The following is a 12,687-nucleotide window of genomic DNA, read 5'->3' on the forward strand; positions in this document are numbered from 1 at the left end:
CATGAGCTTACCCAAGACATTTATAAGCTGTGATTGGGGTACTTCCAATTTTAGGTTGAGAGTGATTGATACTTCTACATTGGAAGTGATTAAAGAATTTTCTTCAAGTGAAGGCGTAAAGGAAGTGTATCAAAATTATATTGCTCAACAGGAGTTGGATAAACACACTTTCTATGCAAATTTCCTAAAAGAGAAATTGAAGGAAGTAACAGATCTAGCAGAAAAAACAATTATAGTCGCTTCTGGTATGGTGTCTTCTTCAATGGGTATGTATGAGTTAGATTATACCTCAATGCCTTTTTCTTCAACTGGAGATGAGCTATTCAGTAAAATGGTCACTATCTCTGAGGACCTTTCTCTTTTGATTATCTCTGGTGTGAAACAAGGGGATAATGTGATGAGAGGAGAGGAAATTCAAGCTCTTGGTTTAACAGCCTATTTGGAAGGAGTTGAAGCAGGCGTGTTATTACTACCTGGAACGCATAGTAAACACCTAACATTTAAGGAGAATACTTTTCACCTATTTGACACCTATATGACAGGAGAAATGTTCGATATGTTGAGTAAGCATAGTATCCTTTCTAATTCCATTGCAAAAGGACCTTTAATTGAAAACACTGAGAAGGCTTTTAGAGAAGGGGTAAGAAAAGCAATGGTTGAAGGGGTCAGTAAAAACTTATTTAAAGTTCGAGCGAAGTCACTTTTAGAGAATAGAGATAAAGTAGAAAGCTATTACTATCTCAGTGGATTACTGATTGGAGATGAACTTTCTTACTTGAAAGAACAAGACCAAAAAGTAGTTGTTGCAGCATCAGGCTTACTTAACTGCCTTTATCAGATGGCGTTGGAAGAAGTGATTCATGACCGTGAAAGGTTACTCTTTTTTGATGAAAATATTCTTGAAAAAGCATTATTAACTGGACAGAAAAAAATATTAGAACAACAACATGAGTGTGTGTAAGATAAAGGAGTTTTCATGGACGCAATTTCATGAAACTCCTATTGTGGGGATTCTAAGAGGTATAGATGAAACCACTTTAAATCGAATTATACCGATCTATATTCAAGCAGGTTTAAGTACTATTGAGGTGACACTCAATACACCTAATGCTTTGGAGTTTATTCAAGAACTTATAGCATTATACCCTGATTTAAATGTAGGAGCTGGAACGGTTTGTAATGAGTCTGACTTGGAAAAGGCATTGGAAGCAGGTTCACAATTTATTGTGACTCCAATTGTAGATCAAGCGGTCATTTCGAAATGTAAAAAGCTTGGAGTACCAATTTTTGTAGGTGCTTTGACTCCAACAGAGATTTATACAGCTTGGAAATCAGGAGCTTCTGCAGTGAAAATATTTCCATGTTCACAATTCGGTGCAAACTATATCAAAGATATCAAAGCACCTTTAAATGAAATCAAAGTATTACCTACTGGAGGAGTGGATAGTAATAATATACAATCATTTTTCAAAGCAGGTGCTTACGGTGTTGGTATGGGAGGCTCTTTGTTTCCGAAAGATTTACTTGCCGAGGGGCAAGAAGAAAAGTTACTTTCTCATTTCATGAAATTGAAGAGTACTTTTTAATAGGAATTCAGAGTGAAGAAAATATTTGTGATGCGATAAAAGCAATTGGGCTATTCGGGCTCTTTTTGTCTAAATGCAGTCTTTTGATTTATGATTATATTCATTTTGAATATGCCATAGTCTGGTGATCAAAGGCTGTTTTACAAGAAGATGCTAGTATAGCCCTATTTTTTACATTTTTCCTAATCAGTAAAATGTTCTTCTACTACCTGAGATGCGCTAATTCTCCAATTATCGATAAGAACATAAAGAAAAGATATATTAACTTCTTATAGATCTTTTCTTTATGTTTTTATAGGGTCTACTTCCAAGCTTCCTTCTTTTTCTTTTGTCTTGAAACAAAAACAAGCAAAAAAATCAAGGGTTAGAAGTCAAAAGCTAAATTCCATTCCTCTCGCCTCAATGATTTTTTTGTTTGAGCTTTAGCGAGTTTGAAGATCATTTTTTACGGCTCTCTCCATGAAATTCTTGAGGCTTTTCCCTTCAAGGCCGAGGGATTTACTTCGAAATGATTGTTTGATTACAGATCAAAAGAAACGTGTTTTATAATTACCTACTAAAATGCAGTTATGTAGGGTAGTTGCATTGTAACGTCCTCGCGAACACTTAGAACATTAGGTATATCCCTTCAGCGTTTGCTTAATTGACCTGTTTATTATCTGTTTTACCACCAATAATACAACTAAAACGATACTCACCAGATTTCATCAAAAACTGATTTTGTATATGAGTTAAAGTTCCTCCGATGGCTGCTTGTCTTAAGCCGATATTTAAAGTATAAAAATCATCTTCAATCAACTTATATTGATGCGATGCCTTTCTAATTTTTGAAGCAGAATAGGGCCATACAGAAAACTCGATAGACGGTTCCCCTTGTACAAATAATTCAGATGAATTCTTACTTGTAAATTTCACCCAATCTGTATTGGTTCTATTACCATTTTCTTGAGGTTTTACATATGCATAATACAAATCATCTGTTTTGAGTGTATACAAACGTTTTTGACCACTTCTGTTTCTATCGATGTAATTTCCAGAAGGACCATTCCCATAAAAAGCAGTTTGATTTAGGTTTTTATTGATCCCCATTGTCAACCCAAAATTAATAAGGTCAGGTAAGTCGCTATTCGCATTCAGATGCATATCAATTTTCACCCCTTCGTTTGTGACGATATAAGTAAGCTTTAGATCCACTTGATCTTCCATTGTATGATGAACATTCACCTCTACATTACCTCCTTTCAATTGATTTGATGTAACTTTTGTAGACCATTTTTTATCTATACCTTTCCAAAATTTACTTGATTGACGCATGGAGTAAGCAGATGATCCTGTCATATCATTGTCTGTCAATGGTCGCCAAAAGTTTACCTTAAGTGGTTGCTTTAAAAATTCTTCATTTTTTATTTGATAAGAAATTAACTCTCCATTTTTCTTAGAAAAAACAACATTTACTTTTTCATTTTTAACGATTAATTGATCCTCCTTTTCTTCAATTTCAAATTGACTTTTTGATGATTTTTTGCCAATTTTTACTATTGATTGATGATTGGTCTGATAGACAAGTTGAGTGCTACCTACTTCACTTCCCGCTTTACACCAAAGCCTATCTTTTTTCTCTAGCACTTTGATATTAATGAGATATTCTGCATCCGATTTGATGAGTTTCTTTTTGATAGGAAGTGTATATGTAGATTCCTCTCCTGCTAATATATTGATTTGATCTAATTCTGTAGTCTGAACTTCCACACCATTTTCTAGCAGCTCAAATACAAATTGATAATCACTCAATGACGAATCATGGAATCTGTTTTTGATTTTCACTCTTCCATTTTCTTTAGCATCCCACATAATTTCGAAAGGCTGAAAAACATATTTCATTTCGTAAGCATGAGGATGAGGGGTTAGATCTGATGCAAAAACACCATTCATACAGAAATTTTTATTATTTGGAACATCACCAAAATCACCACCATAGGCATAATACGTTTCCCCTTTATTATTTTTGGAGACTAAACCTTGGTCTCTAAAATCCCAGATAAAACCTCCTATCGTGTTTGGTGTCGCTCTAATATAATCCCAGTATTCTCCAAGTCCTCCCATAGAATTACCCATTGCATGCATATACTCACACATCACAATTGGTCTATTTATATAAGGGCTTTTTGACATGTTGATCACTTGATCTAAATTAGGATACATTCTACTCACAACATCCACATATGGAGGATCTGTTGGATTTGCCATTTCTGGAGATCTACCAATATCGAAACCTTCTTTATATTTTGGATGTGTAGGGTCTCCTTGTGCACCTTCGTAATGTATAAAACGTGAAGGATCAAAATCTTTTATCCAAGCCGCGGCAGCTGCAAACGCAGGTCCTGTTCCTGCCTCATTTCCGAGTGACCAAGAGATAATACTCGGATTATTTTTATCTCTTTCCACCATTCGATACACTCTACTCATTAAAGGAGCAATCCAAGAAGTTTGATTTGGAATATACCCTCCTAAATGATGTGTTTCTACATTGGCTTCGGCCATTACATACAAACCATATTTATTACATAATTCTAAGAAATAAGGATCATTCGGGTAGTGAGAGGTTCTAACAGCATTAATGTTGAAGCGTTTCATCATTTTCACTTCTTCTTCCATATCCTTTCGTGTTATGGCCTTACCTCTAACAGGATGATGATCATGACGATTAACTCCCATTATTTTTGTAGGAACATTATTGATTAATAGTGCTTGATTTTTATCAAAAACCACTTTAATAAAACCTACTTTTTCGCTTCTAGATTCTATTAACTCATCATTCTGATCATACAGCGATACGACTAAAGTATAAAGGTTAGGGTGTTCAGATGACCATAACTTTGGTTTACTCAATGTGGCTTTCAGACTAGGAATGATTGGAAGATCTCTTTGAGGCCAACGAACATTTACGACATCATCAGCAGAAACATCTGATAGGTTTGTCACTAACTCTTTTCCGTTATCATCAAATAGTTTACCTTTTATTGTGAAATCTTTTAGCTGAATATGTTCAGATGATTTCCACATTTCGGGTTCCACTTTTAGAGTTGCCTCCGATAAATCATCATTTAAAATTGTTCTTACCCTAAAATCAGTGATAGATATTTTAGGTTGAGCCATGATCATTACTTCTCTATGGATACCGGCTAATCGCCACATATCTTGATCTTCAAGATAACTGCCATCGCTGTATTTAAATACTTGAACAGCCACTCTGTTTTTACCTTTCACAAGGTATTGTGTGATATCAAATTCTGCGGCTAATCGACTTCCTTGACTGTAGCCTACTTCTTCTCCGTTTATCCACACATAGAATGCAGATGTTACTCCTCCAAAATGTAAAATGATATCATCTCCATCCCAATCTTCTGGAACTTCAAAATCTCTATAATATGATCCAACTGGGTTGTCTCTATAAATAAAAGGAGGTATCGGAGGTCTTGGTCCTCTCCAATCATATTTTGCTAATTTACCTTCTAAAATATGTGGGGTAAAAGGATAAACTATGTTGGTATAAATTGGTTGTCCATACCCTTTTAGTTCCCAATTCGAGGGCACTTCGATATCTTTAAAATCACTGCTTTTGAACTCTTTTTTATAAAATTCTAAAGGACGATTTTTATCATCATCCACATAATTAAATTTCCAAGTGCCATTTAGCATCATCAATTTACTCTTCGTTCTGTCCAAAGTTTTGGCGTATTGTTCTGAAGTGTAAGAATAAGAGGGTACTCGTGCATCTAGTTTATTCCTTTCATATACTTCTTCATTCTCCCAAATATTTTGAGAAAAGGTATGTATCGAAAGGGTCATTAAGATAATGGTTTGAATTATTACTTTCATTTCATCTATCAGGTTAGTTCTGTTTATTGAAGATTATGTTACATCAAATGAGTAACTGCTCAATCAAAAATAATTAATAGTGAAACCTCTTCTTAGTTTACATTTATTATTCAGACCAATGTTCAGATATAACCCCGTATTCTAAGATAATATTCACCTGCTGTCTATATTTTGTTCAGTCGGGATTTTGTTTAAAACTCATATTTTAAAGTAAGTACTAACACAGTGTAGGGACTGCAAATCAATATGAATTGATTTCAGTAGAAAGAATAAGAACCTCAGCTAAAATTGAAGGTAAGTCCTTTTCATTATTAACTTCTGAAGTAGTAAGACCTTACGAATAATTGAAGAAGTATTAGTGTGGAATAGCTACATTTATATTGAAGGTCTTTTTGTGACTAATTTTAAATACACCTACAGTCTATTAGACTTGGAAGAGCATGCCCGCTTGAAAACGCTTTCGAAAGCTCGTTGAAAAATTCTATCAGTCAGCCGTATGAGTGAAAACTTCACGTACGGTGTGATGTAGGGGTGCTGATCACTCAAGCTGACTCACCACCAATATTTACAATAGAGTTATTTTCTCTTCGCTTGTGAAATCGAAAATTTCATCGAAAAGTTAATTCTGTAAATCGTATACAACTATCAGTAAATCGTCTTTAGTTGCATCTATGCTTTCACTCTACTTTTGTTACATCAAAGTTTAATGAATGAACATTTTGAAAAGAATAAAAGTTTAAGACGATGAAACGAGTAACACTATTTTTGGTAGCCATATTCACAATGGCAAGTGTAATTTTAAATGCACAGGACAAACAAGTAGTTTTAATCACAGGCACTGCATCCGGCTTTGGTAAAGCAACTGCCGAGAAATTAATTGAAAAAGGCTACATTGTTTATGGTGGTGATATCCAGGTAGAAGAAAATAAATATCTTGACAAAATTGGTGGACATGCCTTGGTTATGGATGTAACAAAAGAAGATCAGGTAAAAGCCGGTGTGCAAAAGGTAATTGATGAGCAAGGACGTATTGACGTGTTAATTAACAATGCTGGTTATGGTTCGTATGCAACCATTGAAAACATTGGCATGGATGAACTTAATTATCAGTTTGATGTAAATGTTTTTGGCTATGCACGTCTGCAACAAGCCGTTTTACCTCACATGCGTAAACAAAAATCTGGACGAATAATTAATGTATCATCAGTAGTTGGCGAGGTTTCAACACCAATGTTAGGCTGGTATGCTGCAACAAAACATGCTATTGAAGCCATGAGCGATGCATTACGTATGGAAGTAAAGCACTTAAATATCGATGTAGTAAAAATTCAACCTGGAGCAGTTAAAACGGGATTTGATGCAGTAGCTTTTGCCAAAATGGAGGCTTCTTACATTCCTGAAGATTACGAAGAATTAGCTGACGATTTTAAAACATATATGGTTGATTCTTACACAAAAGTTGAAGGACCAAGAGGTACTGCTGATTTTATTGTGAAAGCAGTTGAAGCAAAAAAAGCAAAAACGCAATACCGTACGACTGCCGACGCACGCTTGCTAATGAAAATTAAAGATTGGCGCTCAGAAAAAGCCTTTGATAAAATGATGAGCAAGCAATTGAAAAAAGGAGCAGATAAAGTAAGAAAGAATGCTGAGAAGTAAAATGTATATAACTATCAGTAAATCGTATTAAGTACTGACTTATAGATAGATGTAAATTTGAATTATGATAAATTTATAATATAAAAAACTATCCATCATGAGTAAAAAAGTAGTATTAATAACAGGAGCAAGTTCAGGATTCGGGAAATTTACAGCACTTGAACTAATAAAAAAAGGTTACGTAGTATATGGTGCGGCTCGCCGTATTGAACATATGAAAGAATTAGAAACTACAGGAGGTTTTGCCATTAAAATGGATGTAACCAGTGATGAATCTGTTGAAGCTGGTGTTCAGCAAATAATTAAAGAACAAGGACAAATTGATGCATTGGTTAATAATGCCGGATTTGGTTCTTATGGTTTTGTTGAAACAACCAACATTGACCACATGAAACGTATGTTTGAAGTTAATGTTTGGGGAACAGTGCGGGTTTCGCAATATGTATTGCCTCACATGCGTAAACAAGGGAAAGGTAGTATCGTAAATCTTAGTTCAATTGTAGGTAAAGTAAGTACAGCATTCTTAGGCTTTTATGCAGCATCAAAACACGCAGTTGAAGCACTTTCAGATGCAATGAGACAAGAGGTTGGTCGATTTGGTATTAATGTGTCAATAATTGAACCTGGAGCATTTAGTACCGGTTTTGATGGAGTTGTACTTGATGAATTGAAACTGATAAAGGCAGGGGAAGCCTACCAACCAATCCTTGACAGCTTCATTCCATACTTTAAAAAAATGTATGAAAATGCACCAACACCAGAGCCAGTTGTTAAAGCTATTATTTCTGCAATTGAAAAATCTAAACCTAAAACGCGCTATTCAGTTGGGGTGGATGCAAAAGGTGGCATAATGATGAAAGGTATGTTAGGAGATCGTACCTTCGATAATATCATGCTTGGACAAATGAAAATGAAATAGAGTTCACCAAAACGGTGGATTTATATTATAATATTATGAAACCAATAAACAAATTTCAATTCTAAATGGAAATTTGTTGCCCATTTCTGATTTTTAAAGAAGGACATAATAGAAACTTCTTTACTATGAGAACAACAAATAAAGACAAAGTTGTATTTTAAGAAGCATTTTTGTTTCAATATTAAGTATATTTTAATAGATAAAAATATGAATATTTTACAATCACTCGAAACATATGTATCTGCTCAGAAATGGGTGGGTACAAATTTTATAATTCTTGGTGCAATTTTGATTGCAGTGTCAAGTGTAGTTGCTCTATTCGTTACAAAATCACCATTGGCAACAGGTATGAAATGGGGATCATTAGTTTGCGGTCTATTAATTATCGCAGGAGGAATCAGTTATAGTAGTTTCAATAAGAAAATACTATATAAAGGAGAATCACTTTTTAATAAAAGTAAAATCGAATTTGTTCAGTATGAGCATGAACGGATGGAAAAAGTAGATAATGGTTTTTTAACATATCAATTAGTTTTTGCTGCATTTGTTGTAGCCTCTTTAGTTGTAATACTATTTGTAAAAGCCCCATTGCTAAAAGGAATTGCTTTTGCAGTAGCAATTTTATTTATAGGACAGCTAATTATTGAAGGTTTTTCTCACGCATCGATAGAGAAATATACAAATGAACTGAGACAGGAAGTTCAAAAATAAGGAGGTAGACATGGACGAAATTATAAAAATAGATAACATCTCAACGTTGTATGAGATGATTGGACGGGGAAAACCAAAACATCCATTGGTAGGCATACTTGATTTCTCAAAAATTGACCACAAAGACTATGGCAATGTTAAAGTTTCTATGGGATTTTATCAGATAATGCTAAAAAACCTTTGTCCTGGAGCATTACGATATGGGCGTAAGTATTACGATTTTCAGGAAGGTACTTTAACTTTCATGGCTCCAAATCAAGTTTTTGAACTGGAAAACCCAGACGAAACAAAAGATGTTTACGGGTGGTCATTGATTTTTCATCCTGATTTAATTCATGGCACAACGCTAAGTTCTAAAATGAAGGAATATAATTTCTTCTCATACGACACATATGAAGCACTACATTTGTCGGATTTGGAAAAACAGAAATTAAGTGACATTATTAAGGACATTGAACTCGAACTTGAAAATAATATTGACAAACATAGTAAAACGCTTATAGTTTCTGCCATTGAGTTATTACTGAACTATTGCAATCGCTATTACGACCGTCAATTTATAACACGTACCGAAATCAACAAAGATGTAATTAGTAAATTTGAAGCTCTTCTTGATGAATACTTCAATGCAGAAAATTTATCAGAAATAGGGATACCTTCAATAAAATATTTTGCTGAGAAGTTACATTTTTCTCCAAATTACCTCAGTGATTTATTAAAAAAAGAAACTGGTAAAAACGGGACAGAGCATATTCAATATCATATCATTGAATTAGCAAAGGATAAACTGTTAAGTTCTACTGTATCTGTTAGTGAAATAGCTTACAATTTAGGATTTGAATATCCGCAATATTTTAGTAAGATGTTTAAGAAGAAAACAGGAATGACTCCAGCAGAATATCGTAATTTTAATTAATCCGTTGCACACAGCCAAGCACATTTGTAATTGGCATTAGCCGACTCGCAACCTAACATTACAAAAGAGCTTGTCTGTTTTTACTTGTTTTTTGCGACCCTAAAAACTATGTTTTTGAACAACAGAACTGCGACTAAGCTGATTATTGATTCGGAAGGAAAAGATGAATGTGATTTGAAGATCAAAACATTTCTAATGTAAAGAATAAAGAAAATGAATAAATTAATTGTTTCTGTCTTTGACAATCAATCAAAAGCTTTTGAAGGTCTATCTGCTATAAAGGAGTTAAATACCAATGGAGATATAAGTTTATATGCATCGACCGTGATCAGTAAAAATGACGAAGGAGAAATTACAGTAAACGAAAGTTCTGATCAAGGCCCAATAGGTGCAGGGGTAGGCATGTTAACTGGAGCTTTTATTGGTTTGTTTGGAGGCCCTATTGGAATGGTAGCAGGAGCAATGGCAGGTTCACTAGGAGGTCTAATTTATGACTTTGATAAAGCAGGAGTTGATACCATTTTTATAGAAAAAGTATCAGAGGCATTAGAGAGTGGCAAGACGGCTATTATTGCTGATATTGAAGAGGGATGGAATGCTCCTTTGGATACTAAAATGAAAGAATTAGGGGGGATTTTATTTAGAAGAAATAGGGCAGAGGTAGCTGAAGAGCAGTTTAACCGTGAAGCGGATGCTATTCAAGCAGAATTAGATGATTTGGAACATGAATTAGAGGTAGCTTCAGAAGAATCAAAAGAAAGTATTCATCAACAAATCAAAAATGTCAAAAAGAAAGCTGTGCTTTTGGAAGATATTATTAATCAGAAAATTATAGATCTGAAAATTGAAACAGAAGCCAAAGCGAGTGAGTTGCAAAAACAATTGGGTAAAGCCAATGAAAATAAAAAGAAGAAGATCAATAAGCGTAAGGATGATTTAGAACTAAAATTCAATAAAAGTTTGAATAAGCTTTCTGAGGCATCTGAAAAGCTGACAAAATATATTTCATAGTTTAAGTTTGGTAAGTACAAATTCAAAATAAACTATGATCTGTTTTTGACTTAGTACTTACTGAATTGTAAACTAAATTACCGTTAAGTCATGAAGTTCCTTTTAAGGAGGATAATAGGTAGTGTATTGTGGTTCGCGAGGACGTTGCAATGCAACGACCCTACAGAACTACTTTTTAGAAGATAATAATAAAACCTTTGTCTTTTGTTCTGTAATCAGACAATCATTTAGTAGTATTTCCCTCGGCCTTGAAGTGAAAAGCGTGAAGAATTTCATGGAATGAGCCGTTAAAAATGATTTTGTTGTTTGAGCTTTAGCGAGTTTAAAATCATTTAGGCGAGAGAAATGGAATTTAGCTTTTGACTTCTAAGCCTTGAATTTTTTGCTTCTTTTTGTTTCAAGACAAAAAAGAAGAGGAAAGAAGCTTGAAAGTTGTTCCTAGAAAGGCTTGCAGAAAGGTCGATTGAAAGTTGATGATAATTTGGTTTATAATGTACTTACTATAATTAGTTATTAAAAGGTTGAAGCGTGTTGGATTTTGTCCAGTATGCTTTTTTGTATTTTAAAAAGGTAGATCAAAAGCTGGAAAAGGGATTGATCCATCAATTTTAGAAAACTTAAGGGAGAGTAGATGGTCATAATGTTGAAGTAGTGGTATAAACTTTGGAGGTTTGCAGTATTACCCCAATAAAATAATGACCCTACGTTTTATCATAAAACGTCATTAAATCTTAAAATACCTTTAGATTATGATTCTAAACTTTAGAAATGTAAAAAATAACAATATTTTTGCTACGTTAATTTTTTGAGTCGAATGAAAACAAAATAGTATTTTGAATGGAGGTGAGTTCGCCCCAATGCATTCCTAATACACCAAGATATACCGAATGAAAGATATAGTAACTCAAGCAGGTTCCATAAGTTTAGAGTTGACGGACGAGTTGACAGACGATGTAGTAGAAATGTTGGACAACACATTGTGGGGAACTGAAGGCGGAGTTAGATATACTCACACTGCAACAGAGGAGAACCTTAGATTCACAAAAAAAGCTTATTTCTTAAATCTTAGAAGAGGGGAGAATTTATTGAGTTCTATCACCTTAATTCACAAATCAACAAAATTTGAAGGAAAAGATGTGGAGACGTATCATATCCGTTATTTTGCATTTGTGAGTTCGATGCAAAGCTCAAAACAAAATCCTAATAAAAAGAAAAGAAAAAATAGCTTTCTTGATCAACAATTAATTAGCTTCTTCAATACTTATCAAATGCCTGAAAGTAAGGCTAATGGTACTCCTCAAATTTTCCAAGCTCAAGTAGAAAATGATAACCTACGTTCTAAGATGTTCACTGAAAAAGTGGGATTCAGAACAATTGGTAAGATGACAACGCTTACATTTAGTAGAGTAAGTCCATCTTTTCATCCTTCTGTAAGAAGAGCGACAGAACAGGAAAAACCAAAAGTAATGGCTTTGGCGGATGAGTTTTATAAAGATTATGCTTTCTATTCATCCGAAAACATGTGTAGAAATAATGATGTTTTTGTGTTGGAGGAAAATGGAGAAATTATAGTAAGTGCTCAAGCCTATAAAGGACATTGGAAATTCCAACACTTGCCGGGTGCCGAAGGAGTTATTGCAAAATATATATTACCTTATATTCCATACGCCAATCGACTTTTTAATTTTAAAAATCACAGATTTGTAACATTTGAGGGGTTAAATTGGAAAAAGGGACATGAACATAGAATTCAGGACCTAATATCTGCCGTATTAAAAGAATTCAACCATTATGTTTCATTCCTTTGGATGGATCCTGAATCGGAGCATTACAGATTGAGTAAAAAACATGTAGATTGGGGCGTGTTGGATCATCTTAACAGTGGTTCAAAATCATCGATCATCATCAGGACAGATCAAGAAGATGAATATGAACGATACGCATCACTCGATAAATTCATTTCTAATTTTTATATATTGTAAACCCAGACTAAACTCTGGGTTTTT

General features: G+C 34.1%; 9 protein-coding genes. 8 read left to right on the forward strand and 1 reads right to left on the reverse strand.

Annotated elements, in window-relative coordinates; translation table 11 throughout:
* Position 1 precedes the first annotated feature (1 nt).
* Positions 2-961 carry a 2-dehydro-3-deoxygalactonokinase gene (locus tag IC221_RS10305; protein ID WP_188168894.1) on the forward strand — a complete coding sequence of 320 codons (960 nt, stop codon included), beginning with the start codon at positions 2-4 and terminating at the stop codon, positions 959-961.
* Positions 954-1,586, forward strand: coding sequence for a bifunctional 4-hydroxy-2-oxoglutarate aldolase/2-dehydro-3-deoxy-phosphogluconate aldolase (locus tag IC221_RS10310; RefSeq protein WP_367397763.1), 633 nt, complete (start codon positions 954-956; stop codon positions 1,584-1,586). Before IC221_RS10305 ends, IC221_RS10310 begins: the two co-directional genes overlap by 8 nt.
* A 639-nt stretch (positions 1,587-2,225) precedes the next feature.
* On the opposite strand, the gene IC221_RS10315 is transcribed toward IC221_RS10310, so the two are convergent.
* Positions 2,226-5,465, reverse strand: a complete 3,240-nt coding sequence (locus IC221_RS10315; RefSeq protein ID WP_188168896.1) for a glycoside hydrolase family 2 TIM barrel-domain containing protein — start codon at positions 5,463-5,465, stop codon at positions 2,226-2,228.
* A gap of 744 nt (positions 5,466-6,209) precedes the next feature.
* Between IC221_RS10315 and IC221_RS10320 the strand changes: the two genes are divergently transcribed.
* The 6 genes from IC221_RS10320 (at position 6,210) to IC221_RS10345 (ending at position 12,663) form a co-directional block, all read left to right on the forward strand.
* On the forward strand, positions 6,210-7,124 hold the full coding sequence (locus tag IC221_RS10320; protein ID WP_188168897.1) for an oxidoreductase: 915 nt from the start codon (positions 6,210-6,212) through the stop codon (positions 7,122-7,124).
* A gap of 97 nt (positions 7,125-7,221) precedes the next feature.
* Positions 7,222-8,043: an oxidoreductase gene (locus IC221_RS10325; protein WP_188168898.1), complete on the forward strand. Its 822-nt coding sequence runs from the start codon at positions 7,222-7,224 to the stop codon at positions 8,041-8,043.
* 207 nt (positions 8,044-8,250) lie between these two features.
* The gene (locus IC221_RS10330) at positions 8,251-8,754 is read left to right on the forward strand and encodes a hypothetical protein (RefSeq protein ID WP_188168899.1); all 504 of its coding nucleotides are present in this window, start codon (positions 8,251-8,253) and stop codon (positions 8,752-8,754) included.
* A gap of 10 nt (positions 8,755-8,764) precedes the next feature.
* Complete coding sequence (locus IC221_RS10335) at positions 8,765-9,670, forward strand: AraC family transcriptional regulator (protein WP_188168900.1); 906 nt, start codon at positions 8,765-8,767, stop codon at positions 9,668-9,670.
* 213 nt (positions 9,671-9,883) lie between these two features.
* On the forward strand, positions 9,884-10,681 hold the full coding sequence (locus IC221_RS10340) for a DUF1269 domain-containing protein (protein WP_188168901.1): 798 nt from the start codon (positions 9,884-9,886) through the stop codon (positions 10,679-10,681).
* Positions 10,682-11,568: 887 nt separating this feature from the next.
* Entirely contained in the window at positions 11,569-12,663 is a 1,095-nt protein-coding gene (locus tag IC221_RS10345; protein ID WP_188168902.1) for a hypothetical protein, read from the forward strand.
* The last annotated feature ends 24 nt before the right edge of the window (positions 12,664-12,687 follow it).

Origin of the sequence: Flammeovirga sp. EKP202 (assembly GCF_014534745.1) — a bacterium.
In the GTDB taxonomy this organism is placed as follows: Bacteria; Bacteroidota; Bacteroidia; order Cytophagales; family Flammeovirgaceae; genus Flammeovirga.

What these genes read in the sequence shown, in the direction of transcription:
- IC221_RS10345 (WP_188168902.1), top strand. Translation starts at nt 11,569, where the DNA reads ATGAAAGATATAGTAACTCAAGCAGGTTCCATAAGTTTAGAGTTGACG.
- IC221_RS10330 (WP_188168899.1), top strand. Translation starts at nt 8,251, where the DNA reads ATGAATATTTTACAATCACTCGAAACATATGTATCTGCTCAGAAATGG.
- IC221_RS10340 (WP_188168901.1), top strand. Translation starts at nt 9,884, where the DNA reads ATGAATAAATTAATTGTTTCTGTCTTTGACAATCAATCAAAAGCTTTT.
- IC221_RS10325 (WP_188168898.1), top strand. Translation starts at nt 7,222, where the DNA reads ATGAGTAAAAAAGTAGTATTAATAACAGGAGCAAGTTCAGGATTCGGG.
- IC221_RS10315 (WP_188168896.1), bottom strand. Translation starts at nt 5,465, where the DNA reads ATGAAAGTAATAATTCAAACCATTATCTTAATGACCCTTTCGATACAT.
- IC221_RS10335 (WP_188168900.1), top strand. Translation starts at nt 8,765, where the DNA reads ATGGACGAAATTATAAAAATAGATAACATCTCAACGTTGTATGAGATG.
- IC221_RS10320 (WP_188168897.1), top strand. Translation starts at nt 6,210, where the DNA reads ATGAAACGAGTAACACTATTTTTGGTAGCCATATTCACAATGGCAAGT.
- IC221_RS10305 (WP_188168894.1), top strand. Translation starts at nt 2, where the DNA reads ATGAGCTTACCCAAGACATTTATAAGCTGTGATTGGGGTACTTCCAAT.